This is a genomic window from Marinobacter sp. KMM 10035, from assembly GCF_046537445.1.
Lineage (GTDB): Bacteria > Pseudomonadota > Gammaproteobacteria > Pseudomonadales > Oleiphilaceae > Marinobacter > Marinobacter sediminicola.
Genome location: NZ_JBBVMG010000003.1, coordinates 117,253 through 136,309, shown reverse-complemented (window position 1 = coordinate 136,309; position 19,057 = coordinate 117,253). Strand labels below are relative to the sequence as shown.

Below are 19,057 nucleotides of genomic sequence, written 5' to 3'. Positions count from 1 at the left end.
CCTTATATTGCTGACAAGTAGCGAAAATAGGTTGTGATTGTGCTCGGTGTCAAGAGGTTGTGGCGCAGATGTCAGCCGCCCCTCTGGAATACCAGCTCAAGGGCGAATTTGCTGCCGTAAAAGGCCACCATAAGGAGGGCGCAACCGGCCAGTGTCCAGCGACTTGCTGTCATTCCGCGCCAGCCTTTGGTATAGCGGCCCACGAGCAGAGCTATAAAGACCAGCAATGAAAGTATGGAGAATAGAGTTTTATGGGCCAGGTTTTGGGCAAAAAGATTTTCTATGAATACGGCCCCGGTGACGATGGCCAGGGTTAGCATGACAACGCCTGCCCAGACCATTTCGAAAAGTAGCGATTCCATGGTTTGGAGGGGGGGCAAATTACGGATCAGCGGGCTGTTATAGTTTTGTTTGAGCTGCCGGTTCTGAAAGTAAAGTAAGATTGCTTGTATAGCCGCGAGAGAAAACAGGCTGTAGGCTGTGACGGACAGTGCGATGTGAGACAGTACGCCGTAGCTTTCATCAGATACCAGTCGTGACGGCGTATGCGTAATCAGGGTCATTATGATGGTGAGTGCTGCCAGTGGGTAAACGCCGAGAAACAGGCTTTGAACAGGCTTCCTCAGGTTCAGGCCCAGCAGTAAAAATACGATTAGCCAAGAGATCAGCACCGAGCTTTTAAAGAAACCCAGGTCGACACCGCCATCATGGTAGAGGGTCTGCGAGATCAAAAGCCCGTGAGACGTTAGCGCCAGCATGCCGATAAGGGTGGTTATCGCTATGTTGCTTTGCACGCGACCACGGAAGTGGAGCGCCTGCAAAGCGGTGCCGACGCTGTACAGAAAAAGAGAGGTGACCGCGAGAATCAGCGTTCCCATAACTTCCTTTATTAACCACTGTGCTGGCTGGGGATCAACAGATGTGTCTGTCGATTTGACCGGGTTGGTCGTTTCAGAGCGATAGTCTGGTTATAATGTCGCGATTATGCAACAGGAATCAAGGAGCCGAAGCTGGCTCTGAGGTTTGTGCACTCAATTTATCCGGGGAACGGAAGAGCAACATGTTTGAGAACCTCCAAGACCGACTTTCCGGTAGCCTGCGCAAGATTTCCGGTCAGGCGCGGCTCACCGAAGACAATATAAAGGACACTCTCCGGGAAGTGCGTATGGCACTGCTGGAGGCAGACGTCGCCCTGCCGGTGGTGAAGGACTTTGTTGAGGGTGTCCGTCAGCGCGCTATCGGGCAGGAAGTTCAGCGCAGCCTTTCCCCGGGCCAGGTCTTCATCAAGGTTGTTCAGCAGGAGCTGGAGCGAGTTATGGGCGAGGGGAATGAAACCCTCAATCTTGCCGTTCAGCCTCCCGCCGTGATCATGATGGCTGGCCTTCAGGGTGCTGGTAAAACCACCACAGTTGCCAAGTTGTCGCGTTTCCTTAAAGAGCGCCACAAAAAGACCGTCATGGTGGTGAGTGCTGACGTCTACCGGCCGGCTGCGATCAAGCAGTTGGAGACGTTAGCGGGTGAAGTGGGTGTTGAGTTTTTCCCCAGTACCGCCGATCAAGACCCCGTTGCCATTGCGGAAGGTGCGGTAGCAGCTGCCCGCAAGAAGCATATCGATGTGGTTATTCTCGACACTGCGGGCCGCCTGCACGTTGATGAGCAGATGATGGGCGAGATTGGCCGGCTACATAAGTCTGTTAAGCCGGTAGAGACCCTTTTCGTGGTTGACGCCATGACGGGGCAGGATGCCGCTAATACGGCCAAGGCGTTTAACGATGCCTTGCCATTGACTGGTGTGGTGCTAACCAAAACCGACGGCGACGCTCGCGGTGGTGCGGCGCTTTCGGTCAGGCATATCACGGGCAAACCAATCAAGTTTCTGGGTGTTGGTGAAAAGTCGGATGCCCTGGAACCGTTCTATCCGGATCGGGTCGCCTCCCGGATTTTGGGTATGGGCGATGTGCTCTCTCTTATAGAGGAAGCCGAGCGCAAGCTCGATCAGAAGAAAGCAGAGAAGCTCACCAAAAAGATCAAGAAAGGCAAAAGTTTTGATCTGGAAGATTTCCGCGACCAGCTGCAGCAAATGAAGAATATGGGTGGTATCGGTGGCTTGATGGATAAGTTGCCGGGCATGGGGCAGATGGCTCAAGCGGCGCAACAACAGGTTAACGATAAGTCGATGGGGCAGTTGGAAGCGATCATTTGTTCGATGACTCCGAAAGAGCGTCGCTACCCGGACGTAATCAACAACTCCCGCAAGCGTCGCATTGCCGCCGGCTCGGGAACGCAGATACAGGATGTGAATCGTTTGCTTAAGCAGCACAAGCAGATGCAAAAAATGATGAAAAAGTTTAGCAAAAAGGGCGGGATGGCGAATATGATGCGCGGTCTTGGTGGTATGATGCCGCCGGGCGGCGGTGGCGGTGGAATGCCTCCGTTTGGTCGTATGTAAAAAGCCTTACATCGAAAACATGCAAACAGTCAGTTTGCCTGTTTTCTTTGGCGCTTATTTAGCATAGAATAGCGCCCCTTTCGAGTATGGGTCTCCGCGTCAGCCACTCTAGTGGTCGACGTGAAACGTACAAAGTTCGTATAACAGAACAGGATATTGGTTAAATGGTAACAATCCGTTTGGCTCGCGGCGGCTCCAAGAAGCGCCCGTTCTATCATCTGACAGTCACTGACAGCCGTAATTCACGTGACGGCGCTTTCATTGAACGCGTTGGTTTTTTCAACCCGATCGCACGCGGTCAGGAAGAGCGTCTGCGTGTTGATCGCGACCGTGTAAACTACTGGGTTGGCCAGGGTGCACAGACCAGCGATCGCGTTGCGCAGCTGCTTAAGACTGCTGAGTAAGCTTTTACTGACTACCGAGGTTGTTGTATGACGCAGAATTCGCAGGAAACTGTGATCGGTCGGATTACCTCGGTATTTGGGGTTAAAGGGTGGCTCAAGGTTTATTCCTTCACCGACCCCATTGACGGAATACTTGGCTATACCAACTGGGTTCTTGATCTGGACGGTAAGCGCATTCCGGCAAAGCTTGAAGAGGGTCGCCGGCAAGGCAAGGCGATTGTTGTCAGGCTTAAAGGTATTAATGACCGTGATCTGGCGCGCACATACTGTGGTGCCGAGGTTAAAGTTCCCACTGCTGAGTTGCCTGAGCTTCCCGAAGGGGATTTTTATTGGCGCCAGCTGCAGGGGCTTGACGTGTTTACGGTTGAGGGTGAATGCCTCGGACGAGTGGATCATCTCATAGAAACCGGCTCCAATGATGTTCTGGTGGTGCATGCAACTGCGGGCTCCATCGATCAGCGCGAGCGCCTGATTCCTTACCTTCCTGGCCAAGTGGTCCGGGAAGTTAATCTGGCAGAGCACAAGCTGATCGCAGACTGGGATCCGGAGTTCTGACGGGTGTGGATTGGCGCAGTCAGTCTGTTTCCTGAGATGTTCCAGGCGGTAACGGATTACGGGATAACGAGCAGGGCAGTACGCGATGGTCTTTTGACCTTCGAGAGCTGGAACCCTCGCGACTTTACCCAGGATCGACACCGCACCGTTGATGACCGTCCCTACGGTGGCGGCCCTGGTATGCTGATGAAAATTCAGCCGCTAAGGGATGCCATTCACGCAGCGCGGAAATCGGCGCCAGGCAAAGCCTGTGTGGTTTATCTTTCACCTCAGGGTGAAACGCTGAGCCAGGCTGTTGTTGAGTCACTTGCTGCAGAAGAACGTTTGATTCTGGTAGCAGGGCGTTATGAAGGTGTTGATGAACGCCTGATAGCAACAGAAGTCGACCGGGAAATATCACTGGGCGATTTTGTACTGTCTGGTGGTGAACTGGCAGCGATGACTGTTATTGATGCGGTTACACGCCTCATCCCCGGAGCGCTGGGTCATGCGCAGTCGGCAGAGCAGGATTCTTTTGCTGACGGTTTGCTGGATTGTCCGCACTACACCCGGCCCGAAGTTTATGAAGGTCAGGCGGTGCCGGATATTTTGTTGGGCGGTCACCATGATCAGATCCGGCGTTGGCGGCTTAAACAGTCGCTGAGGCGAACCCGGGAACGACGCCCCGATCTGCTTGAAAAGCGGGTGCTTACGGATGAAGAGCGTGAGTTGCTGGGTGAGATTTTAAACGAACCGTGTGCCTCTGAATAATCAGGGCATTAAAAGATTGGGTATCAGGAGCATTACGATGAGCGGCAAGAACAACATCATCAATCAACTTGAAACAGAGCAGATGACCAAGGAAGTCCCCGCGTTTGCGCCGGGTGATACCGTGGTTGTTCAGGTTCGTGTAACTGAAGGCAACCGTGAGCGTCTGCAGGCGTTCGAAGGCGTTGTTATCGGTAAGCGTAACCGTGGCATGAACTCGGCATTCACCGTACGGAAGATTTCCTACGGCGTAGGCGTTGAGCGTACTTTCCAGACCTTCTCCAAGCTGGTCGACAGCGTTGCTGTGAAGCGTCGCGGTGAAGTGCGTCAGGCCAAGCTTTACTACCTGCGCGAGCTCTCGGGCAAGGCAGCTCGTATCAAAGAAAAGCTGGGCTGATCAGCTATTTGCTGAGCAACCTTGCAGTGAAAAAGGCAGCCTGACGGCTGCCTTTTTCGTTTCTGGCGAGTCAGAATGCCTTCTTGTGCATGGCGGGGCTGTTAGAGGGTTAGGGTGTGAGAGCCGAAGATGAAACAATAGTTGTCCAGTTTGTTGATGCAGTCTGGCTTGAAGACGGGTTGGGAGAGCAAACCCGCCAAGCTTACCGCAACGATTTGCAGCGCCTGGCTGCATGGCTGGAAGCCCAGCCGGGGCAGCTATTGCTAACGGAGGTGCGGCGAACAGATTTGCTTGCCTGGATGGCCAATGGATTCGCTCAGGGGCTGAAAACGTCTACTGCGGCTCGTCGTCTTTCGGGTATTCGTCGGTTTTATCGCTATCTCCTTCGCGAGCGGCTGATTTCTGAAGATCCTACCTTGCGTATCGATAGCCCCCGCCTGCCCCGTCGCCTACCGGACTCGTTAACAGAAGGTGAAGTGGATGCACTTTTGGCTGAGCCGGATCCGGGTTTGCCCATTGAGCAGCGAGACAAGGCTATGCTGGAAATTCTGTATGGCTGTGGCTTACGTGTATCTGAGCTCACCAGTTTGCGTGTGGATCAGGTAAACCTGCGGCAGGGGGTTGTTCGTGTGACCGGCAAAGGCGACAAAGAACGCCTGGTTCCGCTGGGCGAGGAGGCCATAGACTGGCTTGTCCTGTATATGAAAGAAGGTCGCCCGGAGCTTCTGAAAGGGCGTGCCTGTGATGCGCTTTTTCCAGGAAATCGCGCTGCGCCCATGACGCGCCAGACGTTTTGGCACAGAGTTCGCCATTACGCCACGCGCACAGGCATTCGCAAGCACCTGTCGCCCCATACGCTCCGTCATGCCTTTGCAACACATCTGCTTAATCATGGTGCGGATTTGCGTGTGGTTCAGATGCTGCTGGGCCACTCTGATCTTTCCACGACCCAGATATACACTCACGTCGCGCGCCAGCGCTTACAAACCTTGCATAAGACCCATCATCCTCGTGGCTGACATTGCGATTTTTAGGTAAGGTGGCGTTTTGAACTTTATTGGCAAGCCGGTGTCGCACGGTTTTGATTAAAAGAACTTTTTCATGGCTTGTGAGCTCAGTTTCGCAAGCATCATAAGTACCCTGCTATATAGGTGTGTTTTCCAGAATGAATGTAAAACAGTGGTTTATGTTGGTGTTAATGGCGGTTGGGATTCTGGGATCACCCTTCAGTGTTGCAGGTGATGTTGAAGACAAAATTAGCGAGCGCCTATCCAGTGCGGTACCCGGGCTGGAAATATTGTCGATTCGCGAATCCGAAGCCAAGGGGCTTTATGAGATTCAGGCTGCTAGCGGTGAGACCGTTTATACAACCCAGGATGGTCAGTATCTGCTCACCGGTGATCTGTTGAAGGTTACGAGCACGGGCATCGCCAATGTTACGACAGAGGCCAAGGCAGCTGCTCGGCACAAGGCATTAACAGGCTTCGGGAAGAGCGGTGTTATCAGCTACAAGGCTGACGATGAGCGGGCGGTGGTTAGCGTATTTACCGACATTGATTGCCCCTATTGCCGTAAGCTCCATGGCGAGGTGCCAAAGCTCAACGACTACGGCATTACCGTCAATTATTACGCTTTCCCACGGTCTCAGCCGGGTTCCCCATCTTTTGTAAAATACGTTTCAGTTTGGTGTGCCGAGGATCAGCAGTCCGCAATGAATGCTGCCAAGGCTGGTAAAACAGTTCCTGCGGCTACCTGTGATAATCCCGTGCTGAAGCAGTATGAGCTTGGGCAGCGTGTTGGTGTGACAGGCACTCCGGCCATTGTTCTGGAGGACGGCAATATCGTGCCTGGCTACGTGCCGGCCAATAAGCTTGCCGAGGGGTTGGGGCTGCTTTAATCCACTACAGGCCGCGGCTTCCTTCGGGTGGGCGTCGTTATGTGACGGGCTTTTGGTTCAGGGCTTATTCAGCAGGTCCTGAACCGGTATACTATGCGGCACTTTCAGTGTCGCAGAATCAATATGCTGCACTATTACAATACATCAGGACCCCTTCGGGATCAGAGGTGAGAGCTTGAAAGACGTCAGTGTCGGAATCTGCGGACTGGGAACCGTTGGCGGCGGTACATTCAATGTATTGACTCGCAACGCCGCACTTATTGCGGGCCGTGCGGGCTGCAATATCCGGATTACCCGGGTAGCCAGTCGGCGAAACCGTGATGATATAGATCTTGGTGGCGTTGCCTTCAGTACCGAGATCTTTGACGTGGTGAATGATCCCGCGGTTGATGTGGTGGTTGAGCTTATCGGCGGGTACGACACGGCGCGTGAGCTTGTAATGACAGCCATCGCTAATGGCAAACATGTAGTCACTGCCAACAAAGCTCTGATTGCAGTACATGGAAATGAGATATTTGCTGCAGCGGAAAAGGCCGGCGTTGTCGTTGCCTACGAAGCCGGTGTCGCCGGTGGTATTCCCGTAATGAAGGCCATTCGCGAAGGTTTGGCAGGGAACCGTATTGACTGGATCGCGGGCATCATCAATGGCACGGGCAACTATATTCTTACCGAAATGCGTGCTGGCCGCGCGTTTGCTGATGTGCTCAAAGAGGCGCAGGATCTGGGTTATGCAGAAGCCGACCCCACGTTTGATGTGGAAGGTATTGATGCGGCCCATAAATTGACCATTCTGGCTTCTGCCGGCTTTGGTGTTCCGCTTCAGTTCGAAAAAGCCTTCACCGAAGGCATTTCTTCGATCACACCTTACGATATCGCTCACGCCGAGCAGCTTGGCTATCGCATCAAGCATCTGGGCATTGCTCGTCGCCGGGATGACGGCATTGAGCTTCGCGTGCATCCGACACTGGTTCCTCAAAGTCACCTGATTGCTCAGGTAGATGGTGTGCTGAACGCCGTTCTTGTGGAAGGTGATGCAGTGGGTCAGACCATGTATTACGGGCCAGGCGCCGGTGACGAAGCAACGGCTTCCGCTGTAATTGCCGATATTGTCGATGTTGCCCGTATTGTGGCGAGCGGAAGTTCGCTGCGAGTGCCGCATCTCGGGTTTGCTCCGGAAGCTCTGGAAAATCTCGACGTACTGTCGATGGAAGACATCCAGTCAGCTTATTACCTGCGCATAACCGCTCTTGATCGCCCGGGTGTTCTGGCCAAAATCGCCTCGATTCTGAGCGAGCATGGCATCAACATCGAGTCGATCATGCAGAAAGAGTCTGAGGTACAGGATGGCCGCATACCGGTCATTATCCTGACTCACACAGTGCAGGAACGACAGGTAAACCGTGCTATCGAAGAGCTGGAGGCCCTGGCTGATACAGATGGTCCGGTTGTGCGTATTCGCGCCGAAAATTTTAACTGAGAACACCCTAACTAACAGGTACTCACGTGAGATACATCAGTACGCGGGGAGAAGCACCCGCACTGGGCTTTGAAGACGTTCTATTAACAGGGCTGGCTCCCGATGGTGGGCTTTATGTGCCCGAGGCGCTCCCACACTTCAGCCTGGAAGAAATTCGCAGTTGGCGTGGACTTCCTTACACCCAGCTCGCATTCAATATCATGTACCCGTTTGTGGAAGAAGCCATCCCCGAGGCTGAATTCCGGCGGATGCTGGATGAGACATACGCAGCGTTTGCCCATAAGGCGGTCGCCCCATTGGTTCAGCTTGATGCCAATGAGTGGGTGATGGAACTGTTCCGCGGACCAACCTTGGCATTCAAGGATTTCGCACTTCAATTGCTGGGCCGCTTGCTGGACTACGTACTGGAAAAACGTCAGGAGCACGCTGTAATTATGGGCGCGACTTCTGGCGATACGGGGTCTGCCGCTATTGAAGGCTGCCGCCACTGCGAGCACGTGGATATCTTCATCCTGCACCCATACCAGCGTGTGTCGGAAGTGCAGCGCCGTCAGATGACAACGGTCCTGGGGGACAACGTTCACAATATTGCCATCAAGGGCAATTTTGATGACTGTCAGCGCATGGTGAAAGAGAGCTTCGGCGACCAGTCTTTCCTTGGTGGCAAGGCCAGGTTGGCCGCGGTTAACTCTATTAACTGGGCCCGGATCATGGCTCAGATTGTTTATTACTTCCATGCATCCCTGGCCCTTGGTGGCCCGGATCGCAGCATGGCATTTTCTGTGCCTACCGGAAACTTCGGAGATATCTTTGCGGGTTATCTTGCGAAGAAGATGGGCCTACCGATTTCGCAGTTGGTTATCGCCACCAACAAAAACGATATCCTCCATCGCTTTATGAGTGGCAATAAATACGAGCAGCACCAGCTCGAGCATACGCTGTCGCCAAGCATGGACATTATGGTTTCGAGCAACTTTGAGCGCTTGCTGTTTGATCTCCATGGTCGCGATGGGCTGGCTGTGAAAGAATTGCTGGAAAACGCAGCCAAAGGTCCGGTCAGCATTGAAGATTACCGCTGGAAGCAGGCTCGCAAGCTGTTCGATAGCGCCGCGGTTGATGATAAGGCTACGTGCGCCACCATTCGTGAAGTGTACGAACAGAATGAATACCTTCTGGACCCACACACCGCCATTGGCGTACGCGCAGCCAGAACCTGTCGCCGGGATGTTGAGATACCAATGATTACCCTTGGTACTGCCCACCCGGCCAAGTTCCCGGATGCCATTACTGAATCCGGTCTGACGGTTAAGCCTGAACTGCCTGCCCATATGGCCGATCTGTTTGAGCGGGAAGAGCGCTACACAGTGCTTGATAATGACCGCGCCGGCGTGCAGGATTTCATAGCTAAACACTGGAAGAATGCCTGATACGGTATGACACCAAAAAAGATCCTGCGTCGCCCCCAGCCGGACAATACTCCAGGCTGGGGGCAAGATCTCCCTCCCATACTCCGCCGTTTGTACTCTGCGCGGGGTGTAACCTCCGATGCACAGCTAAGCTATACCCTTAAACATCTGGCCTCGCCATTTGAGTTACGCGGTATTGATCGAGCGGTAGAACTGCTGGCAGACGCCATCGCGCAGAATCAGCGAGTACTGGTACTCGGGGATTTTGATGCCGATGGAGCTACCAGCACCGCTGTCGCGATGCTTGGTCTCTCCATGCTCGGGCTTAAAAGTATAGATTTTCGGGTGCCAAGCCGCTTTGCAGATGGCTACGGTTTGACTCCGGGAATCATTGAACGTCTGCAAGATGAGGGCGAGTTGCCCGATCTTTTGGTGACGGTAGACAACGGTATTTCTGCGATCGAAGGGGTAAGCGCAGCGAAGAAACTGGGCATTAAGGTGGTGGTTACGGACCATCACCTTGCGGGTGAAATGCTGCCGGATGCCGACGCCATCGTGAATCCCAATCAGCCCGGCTGTGCCTTCCTGAGCAAAAATGCCGCCGGTGTAGGTGTGATGTTTTATGTGCTCACGGCTCTGCGCAAAAAGCTGAGAGACGCTGGCCGGCTGCCGAAGCCAGAGCCCAATCTGGGCAACCTTCTGGATTTGGTGGCCTTGGGTACAGTGGCTGATGTTGTGCCGCTGGATCACAACAATCGCATCTTTGTCGAGCAGGGTCTGCGCCGCATCCGACAGGGCGAAGCTCGTCCGGGAATACTCGCGTTGCTGGAAGTGGCTGGCCGCGAACACGGTAACATCAGCTCAACCGATTTGGGCTTCGTGGTTGGCCCGCGCCTCAATGCCGCAGGCCGGCTGGATGATATGAGCGTTGGCATAGCCTGTCTGTTGGCTGACAGCCCGGATGAAGCGCGGCGCCTTGCCCGTGAACTGGATACGTTCAACCGTGAGCGGCGCACCATTGAAAAAGACATGAAAACCCAGGCTCAGGATTTGCTGGCCTCCATGTCGCTGGATCTGGAAGGGTTACCCTGGGGTTTAGCGTTGTTTGATAAGGATTGGCACCAGGGCGTAATCGGGATTCTTGCGGCCCGAATCCGTGAGCAGACCCATCGGCCTACCATAGCTTTTGCCCCAGACGAAAATGGCGTGGATATAAAGGGCTCCGCCCGTTCAATTCCGGGCTTGCATATCCGTGATGTTCTGGCGGTTGTGGATGCCCGTCATCCTGGTGTGATGCACAAATACGGTGGCCACGCTATGGCGGCTGGTATGACACTGGCACAGAGCGATCTTGATACTTTCTCCGATGCTTTTGATCAGGCTGTGCGGGATACTTTGACTGCAGCAGACCTTGAGGCAGCCATCACTACTGATGGGCCATTGAGTGCTGATGAGTTGTCGCTGGAAACCGCAGCCTTGTTGAAGCGCGCCGGCCCTTGGGGGCAGCATTTCCCGGAGCCGCTTTTTGATGGCGAGTTCCGGGTGGTAAGCCAGCGTATTGTTGGCGAAAATCATTTGAAGTTGGTTTTGCAGCCGGTGGATGGTAGCGGCATCATTGACGGTATTGCGTTTAATACCGGGCCGGAGGTGCCTGATTACACGCGCACCGGGGCTCGGGTGGTTTATAAGCCAGATTCGAATACGTTTCGTGGGCGGACTAATTTGCAGCTTTTGGTGGATTATCTGGAGCCGCTTTCTTAGCTTTGCCTGCCTGCTTGCACCCATGCCGAAGTTCGGTTTCCCACGGCTGATTTACAGCTGGAATTCCGGTAGAATCCCGCGTCTGTTTTACGCATCATTTTCCAACATTGAGTATTGGTCTTATGGAAGTTAATCCCATTGTGACGAAGATTAAAGAGCTTCGTGAGCGTACTGAGACGCTCAGGGGGTATCTTTGACTACGATCAGCGTAGTGAGCGGCTGGTCGAAGTAGAACGTGAATTGGAAATGCCCACCGTGTGGGATGATCCTGAGCGCGCCCAAGCGTTGGGCAAGGAGCGTTCTGATCTTGATTCGATTGTTAGCACCATCGATAACCTCACATCCGGCCTTTCTGATGCAGAAGGCCTGCTGGAAATGGCTGTTGAGGAAGATGATGCCGACACAGTTGATGAGATTGTGTCGGATCTTGAAGCTCTGGAAGCCGAGCTTGAAAAGCTTGAATTCCGCCGGATGTTTTCCGGTGAGATGGACCCCAACAACGCCTATCTGGAAATTCAGGCAGGGTCGGGCGGAACTGAGGCTCAGGACTGGGCTAATATGCTTCTGCGCATGTACCTGCGCTGGGCCGAGAGCCGGGGTTTCAAGACTGAGATTGTAGAGCTTCAGGAAGGTGAAGTGGCAGGCGTGAAAAGTGCCACCGTTCACATTCAGGGCGAGTATGCGTTCGGCTGGGCGCGCACGGAGACCGGTGTTCATCGTCTGGTTCGCAAGTCGCCTTTTGACTCAGGTAACCGTCGTCATACGTCTTTCTCGTCGGTGGTTGTTACTCCGGAAGTGGATGACAGTTTCGAGATTGAGATCAACCCGGCAGATTTGCGGGTGGATGTTTACCGTGCCTCTGGTGCGGGGGGGCAGCACGTTAACCGAACAGAATCTGCGGTACGTTTGACCCACAACCCGACCGGCATTGTTGTTGCCTGTCAGGCCGGCCGAAGCCAGCATCAGAACAAAGATCAGGCGATGAAGCAGCTGAAGGCCAAGCTGTATGAGCATGAGATGCAGGCACGCAACGCCGAGAAACAGAAAGCAGAAGACGCAAAGTCCGATATTGGATGGGGCAGTCAGATTCGCTCCTACGTGCTGGACGATGGTCGTATTAAGGATTTGCGTACCAAAATTGAAACCAGCAACACTCAATCGGTGTTGGATGGTGATATTGATAAGTTCATTGAAGCCAGCCTGAAGATGGCGCTGTAATCAGCGCCATTGCCAAGCCAACTCCGGACACCCCTGATTTTTAGTGAGCCAACATGACTGAACACGCCAAGAATGCCCCCCCAGAGGACAACAAGCTGATTGCCGAGCGTCGCGCCAAGCTGGCCGAGCTTCGTGAAAATGGCAATCCGTTCCCTAACGACTTCCGTCGTGACGCAACCGCCGCCGAACTGCAGGCAAAATACGGCGATCATGGTAAGGAAGAGCTTGAGACTCTAGGTATACAGGTGGCTATTGCAGGCCGCATGATGCTGGATCGCAAGGCATTCAAGGTGGTTCAGGACATGACGGGCCGCATTCAGATTTATGCCACCAAAGATGTGCAAAAAGATACCAAGCACTGGGATCTGGGAGACATTGTTGGTGTGCGCGGTACCTTGTGCAAATCAGGTAAAGGCGATCTCTATGTGGCTATGGATGAGTATGTGTTGCTCACCAAGTCTCTGCGACCGTTGCCCGAGAAGCATAAAGGCCTGACCGATACTGAATCACGCTACCGCCACCGTTATGTGGATTTGATGGTTAACGAAGACAGCCGCCGGGTGTTCCTTGCGCGCTCGAAAATCATCACCTCCATGCGCCAGTTTTTCGCGGATCGGGATTTCATCGAGGTGGAAACGCCCATGCTGCAGGTGATTCCAGGTGGCGCCACTGCGCGGCCGTTCGTTACCCATCACAACGCACTGGGTATGGATATGTACCTGCGCATTGCTCCGGAACTGTACCTCAAGCGGCTGGTTGTGGGTGGCTTTGAGCGGGTGTTCGAGATTAACCGGAACTTTCGGAACGAAGGTCTTTCAACCCGCCATAACCCCGAATTTACCATGGTCGAGTTCTATCAGGCCTATGCCGATTACAACGACCTGATGGACCTTACCGAGGACATGCTGCGCACCATCGCGCAGAATGTTCTGGGCAGCACCACTGTAGTGAACACACGTATGCTGGCCGACGGCACTGAAGAGCGCATCGAATACGACTTCGGCAAGTCCTTCGAGCGCTTGACCGTTGTGGATGCCATCCTGCGTTACGCTCCGGATGTAACCGCCGAGCAGTTGGCGGATGAGGCGTCTGCGCGTCAGGTAGCAAAAGACCTGGGCATTCATGTGAAATCCGGTTGGGGCCTGGGCAGGGTTCAAATCGAAATTTTCGAAGCAACGGCAGAACACCGCCTGATGCAGCCAACGTTTATTACTGAATACCCGAAAGAAGTATCACCGCTGGCGCGCAGCAAGGACAGCAACCCGTTTGTGACCGAACGTTTTGAGTTCTTTGTGGGTGGCCGTGAAATTGCCAACGGCTTTTCCGAGCTTAACGACGCGGAAGATCAAGCCGAGCGCTTTCGGGCGCAGGTTGCCGAGAAAGATGCCGGCGACGACGAAGCCATGTTCTACGACGAAGACTACGTGATGGCACTGGAATACGGCTTGCCGCCGACGGCGGGTGAGGGCATCGGCATTGACCGGCTGGCCATGTTGCTGACCAACTCGCCGTCCATTCGCGACGTAATCCTGTTCCCGGCCATGCGCCCTGAGCACAAAGCTGAGAGTTCAAAAGACGAGGAATAACCATGCACCCGGTTGAGGCACTGGCAAACACACTCAGGCCCGACCGGGGCTGGAAAGAACATCTTACAGGCGAATTCCGTCAGCCCTACATGCAGGCGCTGGCGGAATTTCTCGCCGAAGAAGAAAGCGCCGGCAAGGTTCTCTTCCCGGACAGAAAACACTGCTTTAATGCCCTTAACAACACGCCTCTGGACCAGGTGCGTGTTGTCATTCTGGGGCAAGATCCCTATCACGGCCCCGGCCAGGCCAACGGTTTATCGTTTTCTGTGAGGCCGGGGGTTCGTACACCACCTTCTCTGGTGAATATATTCAAGGAAATGCAGACGGATCTCGGCATTGAGCCACCAGATCACGGTTGCCTTCAGCCTTGGGCGGAGCAGGGTGTATTATTGCTCAACAGCGTACTTACGGTTGCTCAGGGGCAGGCTGGCGCCCATCAGGGGAAAGGTTGGGAGACGTTTACCGACCGGGTGATTGAAACGGTAAATCGTGAATGCGAAGGTGTGGTATTTCTGCTTTGGGGCAGTTATGCCCGAAAGAAGGGTCAACACATTGATCGCAGTCGGCATCTTGTGCTCGAAGGGCCGCACCCGTCACCGCTCAGTTCTTACCGTGGGTTCTTTGGTTGCAAGCATTTCTCCCGGGCCAATGACTGGCTCCGGGAGCAAGGGCGTTCGCCAGTAAGTTGGGCGCTACCTTCGGAAGAAGATTTGGATGCGGGTTATTGAAGCAACGCCATCGCCGCTTCCATCTGAGCGTTAAGGTCTTCTTCTTCGCTCATGTCGATGTTCGGGTCCAGGCCCAGGCGGTCAAACGCTGAAATGGCAGTCCAGTCCATCTGTGCCCAAGGATGCTCCGACCCTGAAATAAGCTGCAAGTTAGCGATCATAACCAGGTCGGCGTAGTCGGCTGAAGGTACTTCTCTCTGGAATTTGGCGAATTCCAGAGGAACATTCACCAGATCCTTCGGGAAGTCCCACTTTTTCAGAATGGCTGCGCCGATTCTAGGGTGCAATTCTTCAATAACGCCGTCGAGCATGGCGCCACTGATTTGTATGTCCTCATCTTCCACATAGCGCAAAATGGGTAGCACACCAATCAGGTGAACCAGCCCGGCCAAGGTAGCCTGGTCCGGTTTCAGTTTCGTGTAGTGCTGGGCAAGTACATGACAAATGCCGGCTACTTCGGTGCTCGCTTGCCAGGTAGCGCGCAAGCGCTTGTCGATCATGTCGGAGGTCGCCTGGAACATCTGCTGCATCGCCAGGCCCATGGCCAGGCTGCTTGTGTAAGCCATGCCGAGGCGGCTCACAGCCATGTTCAGGTTCTCTATCGCACGATTGCCTCTGAAGAGAGGGCTGTTACATACGCGAATGATGCGGGCAGAGAGGGCGGTGTCATTGCTGATGACCTTTACCAGATCTGCGATGGCAGAGTCTTCGGACTCGGCAATTTCCCTCACCTGAAGCGCAGCTTCCGGCAGTGTTGGGAGTAAGAGCTTGTCTTCTTCGATCGCGGTAATAAGATCCGCTTTGATGGTTTCAGCAATGTTTGACATGGTTTCGTATGGATCCGCTTGTCAGTTCAGATCGCCCGTTACCTTGTGGGGTGGGCAATCTGAAGGCCAGAAGTTTAAACCCTATTTATAGCAAATTCTGACAGTCTTGCCTGTCAACTTATGTATCCTTTGGTTCACTTCCCTCGCGCTCGGTAACGGAGTAAGGCAGCGGTCTTTGCTCCAGCACCGCATGTGGCAGGCCTTTTGCCAAGAGTTCGCCGCTGGCTGCGTCGTGCCGAATCACGGCAAGCAGTTCGCAAGAGCCGTCAGTAAAGCCCACTGCGTTGACGATTTCTCCTACTGATCGCTCGCCCGCCATGATTGAGGTTCCCGGTACAGGTAGCGAGCTGGCCTCCGCAATACGGAAGCGAAACAGGCTTTTTTTAAGTTGTCCGAGAAAATGCATTCTGGCGATAATTTCCTGACCGGTGTAGCAGCCTTTCTTGAAATGCACACCGCCCAGATGCTGCCAATTCAGCATTTGCGGCACATAGGCGTCGCTGGAAGCTGTGCTGAGCATGGGCACGCCCGCAGCAATTTCCGAGGCTTGCCAGTCGGAAAGGGTCTTCTCAGGAATGTTGCCCACATCTACATCACTTGCGCTGGCTTGCCACAGTTCATAACGAGATACGCCGTCTGCTGTGTTTTCTGTGCGAATCAGCAACCCGCAATCCAGCGCAAGGGTGTCCCCTGCAGCTTCCAGGCTGTTCAGTTGCTCGCCTGCAAGGCGTGAGGCGGCATCAGTACCCAGCAACCCGGTGATTCTTCCGCCGGTGTGCTCGGTCATGGTGGTTCCACGGAACAGCATCATGTATTTGCGCAGGTGTGCCATGGTTGCTTCTGCCAGCTCGGAAGGCAGGTCCATGAGCACGTCGTCACCATCGCGTACCAGTCGAGTCAGGCAGTATGCCCGGCCTTTTGGAGTAGCGCCTGCTGCGCGAGGCGAGAAGCCCGTTTTGACGTCACCCAGGTCCTGGCTCAACTGCCCCTGCAGGAATTTGTCGGTGCCTGGTCCGGATATACGAACCAACACACGATTGGACAGCAGGATGCGGCCTGAGGTTGGCAGAGGTACTTCGGCAGATGCGTAAACAGGCGTGGCTGAAACAGGTGTTTCTGTACCAGTCATGGAAAAACTCCGGGCAGAATGCTAGTCAAAGGAATGTTGAGTGCGGCCCAGTCTGAGCCACAATCTCAGGCGACGAAATTGCTCTTCGGGCAGGTTACCGGTAATCCGTTGGCCCGAGAGTATCACAACCGGATATGAAGAAGATTTGGAGGCGACAGGCTGTAGTTTCAAGAGCGCCAGCTTGGAGCTTAGACGGCTCGAGCGGCACGCACTCACAGCTTCGGCTTGCCCGCTGCCGAGTCGCGCGTAGAGCGTGTTGTTTTCCAGGTACAGTCCAAGAACCGCAGAAGGCCCTATCAGCAGGCCATTGAGGCGGTACTGGAATACAGCGCCCGCGAGGGTTAGTGGCGCTAGCGCGTACAACCAACTTTTGCCGGCAGTAGCGGCAATCAGTACGAAGGCGCTGGCTACCAGCCAAGGCGTGGCGGCCAGGCAACCAGTCGCAACGCTGGGTGACAGCGTCAGGTCAATCCGGCTGGACACGGGAGAGAATGATGTCAACGATGCGCTGCAGATCTGCGTCGTCTGGGCGGCTGCGCTGCATGAACCACTCGAACATATCGGTGTCTTCACACGTCAGGAGCTTCTCGTAGCGCTTCTGATCCTCTTCATCAAGGTCCAGATAAGCCTCTTCCAGAAAGGGAAGCAGCAGGACATCCAACTCCAGCATACCGCGGCGACTGTGCCACCATAGGCGTTTGAACTTGGGGCTGTCAGAAGTGCTTCGGGTGTCTTGCATAATTAATCTCTTGGTCATCCCCCTTACGGCGAAGGGGTTCTGTAAGTGGTTGGTATGAGCACGGTATCACGGGCTTCTGGCAGTAGTCCTGGGTAATCCAGCGTGTAGTGCAGGCCTCGGCTTTCTTTGCGCTGCAGGGCTGAGCAGATGATCAGATCCGATATGGTTACCAGGTTGCGCAATTCCAGAAGATCGTTGGTTACCCGATAGTTGCTGTAAAACTCGCTGATCTCTGCGGACAAAAGATCAGCCCGATGTTTGGCTCTTTGCAGGCGTTTGGTTGTTCTCACTATGCCCACGTAGTCCCACATAAAATGTCGTAGCTCATCCCAGTTGTGGGAGATTACAACATCTTCGTCGGAATCCCGCACCTGGCTTTCGTCCCATGCCGGAGCTTCTGGCGGGGGCGGAATGTCTGCTTCCCGGCGTGCAATGTCGGCCGCAGCAGCCCGGCCATACACCAAGCATTCAAGTAGTGAGTTGCTGGCCATGCGATTGGCGCCATGAAGCCCGGTAAACCCGGCTTCACCCACCACATACAGTTGGTTGATATCGGTTCTTGCCCGCTGATCACTGACAATGCCGCCACAGGTGTAGTGCGCTGCTGGCACCACCGGGATTGGGTCGCGCGTAATGTCGATGCCAAATTCCAGACATTTCTCGTAGATAGTAGGAAAGTGGTGCCGAATGAAATCGTCAGATTTGTGGCTAATATCCAGGTACAGGTGGTCGGCACCCAGTCGCTTCATTTCATGGTCGATGGCGCGGGCCACTATGTCCCGGGGCGCCAGCTCTCCGCGTTTGTCGAAGCGATCCATAAAACGGGAGCCATCAGGCAATTTCAGCAATCCACCTTCGCCTCTTACCGCTTCAGTAATCAGGAATGATTTGGCGTGAGGATGGTACAGGCAGGTCGGGTGGAACTGATTAAATTCCATATTAGCCACGCGGCAGCCTGCCCGCCAGGCCATGGCAATGCCATCTCCGGACGCACCGTCAGGGTTGGTGGTGTATCGGTACGCCTTCGATGCGCCGCCGGTTGCAATTACGGTGAAGCGGGCCCGGAACAGTTCCACGTGGTTGTCTTCAAGATTCAGTATGTAGGCACCAACGCAGCGGTTGCCGGGCAGGGCCAGCTTGCGATTGGTAATCAGATCAACCGCAACACGCCCTGATTTTAGCTCGATGTTGGGCCGGGCCTGTGCTTGCGCGGTCAAGGTTGTGGATACGGCGTGCCCGGTGGCATCAGCGGCGTGGATAATACGCCGGTGGCTATGCCCGCCTTCCCGGGTGAGGTGAAGCTGGGCGTCTGTATCCCGGGTAAAATCAACGCCGGTGCCGATAAGCCAGTCTATGCTTTCTTTACTGTTTTCAACGGTGAAGCGCACGGCGTCTTCGTTACAAAGACCACCGCCTGCGACGAGAGTGTCCTGCACGTGATTTTCGGTACAGTCCTGGTCATCCAAAACGGCCGCTATGCCGCCCTGGGCCCAGAGTGTTGCGCCGCTGCTGATGTCGGCTTTGCTCACAACACAGACCTTCAAGTGTTCCGGCAGATTTAAAGCAACGGTCAGGCCGGCAGCGCCGCTGCCAATAATAAGTACATCGTATTCGTGGGACTGTGGCATCGGGTCGTTGTCGCGGGCCATAATGTAGACGTGTATTGAACTAAACTTTACGCTTGCTGTCTATTTGGCCTAACGGATAACAGACCTTACAGGCAGGGTTGTCCATTCT

Annotated in this window: 19 protein-coding genes; 13 read left to right on the top strand and 6 right to left on the bottom strand. The window is 54.4% G+C overall.

Going from position 1 to position 19,057, the window contains the following annotated elements; translation table 11 throughout:
- Positions 1-71: 71 nt before the first annotated feature.
- Positions 72-878: an inner membrane protein YpjD gene (locus tag AADB16_RS16090; protein WP_309044809.1), complete on the bottom strand. Its 807-nt coding sequence runs from the start codon at positions 876-878 to the stop codon at positions 72-74.
- Between the two features lie 182 nt (positions 879-1,060).
- Here AADB16_RS16090 and ffh point away from each other — a divergent pair, with 182 nt between their 5' ends.
- From ffh to ung, 13 genes are all read left to right on the top strand, one after another.
- Positions 1,061-2,449: a signal recognition particle protein gene (ffh, locus tag AADB16_RS16085; RefSeq protein ID WP_298449889.1), complete on the top strand. Its 1,389-nt coding sequence runs from the start codon at positions 1,061-1,063 to the stop codon at positions 2,447-2,449.
- 164 nt (positions 2,450-2,613) lie between these two features.
- A complete protein-coding gene (gene rpsP, locus AADB16_RS16080; RefSeq protein ID WP_200361794.1) occupies positions 2,614-2,853 on the top strand; it encodes a 30S ribosomal protein S16 in 240 nt (79 codons plus the stop codon).
- 27 nt (positions 2,854-2,880) lie between these two features.
- Entirely contained in the window at positions 2,881-3,408 is a 528-nt protein-coding gene (gene rimM / locus AADB16_RS16075; protein ID WP_309044808.1) for a ribosome maturation factor RimM, read from the top strand.
- Positions 3,409-3,411: 3 nt separating this feature from the next.
- The gene (gene trmD / locus AADB16_RS16070; RefSeq protein ID WP_309044807.1) at positions 3,412-4,158 is read left to right on the top strand and encodes a tRNA (guanosine(37)-N1)-methyltransferase TrmD; all 747 of its coding nucleotides are present in this window, start codon (positions 3,412-3,414) and stop codon (positions 4,156-4,158) included.
- A 37-nt stretch (positions 4,159-4,195) separates the two neighbouring features.
- Positions 4,196-4,552 carry a 50S ribosomal protein L19 gene (gene rplS / locus AADB16_RS16065; RefSeq protein WP_298449895.1) on the top strand — a complete coding sequence of 119 codons (357 nt, stop codon included), beginning with the start codon at positions 4,196-4,198 and terminating at the stop codon, positions 4,550-4,552.
- Between the two features lie 116 nt (positions 4,553-4,668).
- On the top strand, positions 4,669-5,571 hold the full coding sequence (xerD, locus tag AADB16_RS16060) for a site-specific tyrosine recombinase XerD (RefSeq protein WP_410804752.1): 903 nt from the start codon (positions 4,669-4,671) through the stop codon (positions 5,569-5,571).
- A 146-nt stretch (positions 5,572-5,717) separates the two neighbouring features.
- Positions 5,718-6,449 carry a DsbC family protein gene (locus tag AADB16_RS16055; protein ID WP_410804750.1) on the top strand — a complete coding sequence of 244 codons (732 nt, stop codon included), beginning with the start codon at positions 5,718-5,720 and terminating at the stop codon, positions 6,447-6,449.
- A 175-nt stretch (positions 6,450-6,624) separates the two neighbouring features.
- Positions 6,625-7,926 carry a homoserine dehydrogenase gene (locus tag AADB16_RS16050; protein WP_309044804.1) on the top strand — a complete coding sequence of 434 codons (1,302 nt, stop codon included), beginning with the start codon at positions 6,625-6,627 and terminating at the stop codon, positions 7,924-7,926.
- A 26-nt stretch (positions 7,927-7,952) separates the two neighbouring features.
- Positions 7,953-9,353 carry a threonine synthase gene (gene thrC / locus AADB16_RS16045; RefSeq protein WP_410804748.1) on the top strand — a complete coding sequence of 467 codons (1,401 nt, stop codon included), beginning with the start codon at positions 7,953-7,955 and terminating at the stop codon, positions 9,351-9,353.
- A 6-nt stretch (positions 9,354-9,359) separates the two neighbouring features.
- Positions 9,360-11,093: a single-stranded-DNA-specific exonuclease RecJ gene (gene recJ / locus AADB16_RS16040; RefSeq protein WP_410804746.1), complete on the top strand. Its 1,734-nt coding sequence runs from the start codon at positions 9,360-9,362 to the stop codon at positions 11,091-11,093.
- A gap of 122 nt (positions 11,094-11,215) precedes the next feature.
- A protein-coding gene (prfB, locus tag AADB16_RS16035; RefSeq protein WP_410804744.1) for a peptide chain release factor 2 occupies positions 11,216-12,311 on the top strand; the annotation gives its coding sequence in 2 pieces (ribosomal slippage) (positions 11,216-11,287 and positions 11,289-12,311; 1,095 coding nt in all).
- Positions 12,312-12,364: 53 nt separating this feature from the next.
- Positions 12,365-13,897: a lysine--tRNA ligase gene (gene lysS, locus AADB16_RS16030; RefSeq protein WP_410804742.1), complete on the top strand. Its 1,533-nt coding sequence runs from the start codon at positions 12,365-12,367 to the stop codon at positions 13,895-13,897.
- Between the two features lie 2 nt (positions 13,898-13,899).
- Positions 13,900-14,625: a uracil-DNA glycosylase gene (gene ung, locus AADB16_RS16025; protein ID WP_410804740.1), complete on the top strand. Its 726-nt coding sequence runs from the start codon at positions 13,900-13,902 to the stop codon at positions 14,623-14,625.
- Here ung and AADB16_RS16020 read toward each other — a convergent pair.
- The 5 genes from AADB16_RS16020 to nadB form a co-directional block, all read right to left on the bottom strand.
- Positions 14,619-15,452, bottom strand: a complete 834-nt coding sequence (locus tag AADB16_RS16020; RefSeq protein ID WP_410804738.1) for an HDOD domain-containing protein — start codon at positions 15,450-15,452, stop codon at positions 14,619-14,621. The genes ung and AADB16_RS16020 overlap by 7 nt on opposite strands.
- Before the next feature lie 118 nt (positions 15,453-15,570).
- Entirely contained in the window at positions 15,571-16,581 is a 1,011-nt protein-coding gene (locus AADB16_RS16015; protein WP_410804736.1) for a YgfZ/GcvT domain-containing protein, read from the bottom strand.
- Positions 16,582-16,602: 21 nt separating this feature from the next.
- Positions 16,603-17,082, bottom strand: a complete 480-nt coding sequence (locus AADB16_RS16010) for a hypothetical protein (protein ID WP_309044797.1) — start codon at positions 17,080-17,082, stop codon at positions 16,603-16,605.
- On the bottom strand, positions 17,048-17,320 hold the full coding sequence (locus AADB16_RS16005; protein WP_309044796.1) for a succinate dehydrogenase assembly factor 2: 273 nt from the start codon (positions 17,318-17,320) through the stop codon (positions 17,048-17,050). The genes AADB16_RS16010 and AADB16_RS16005 overlap by 35 nt, the downstream gene beginning before the upstream one ends.
- Positions 17,321-17,343: 23 nt before the next feature.
- Positions 17,344-18,948 carry an L-aspartate oxidase gene (nadB, locus tag AADB16_RS16000; protein ID WP_410804984.1) on the bottom strand — a complete coding sequence of 535 codons (1,605 nt, stop codon included), beginning with the start codon at positions 18,946-18,948 and terminating at the stop codon, positions 17,344-17,346.
- Positions 18,949-19,057: the final 109 nt, after the last annotated feature.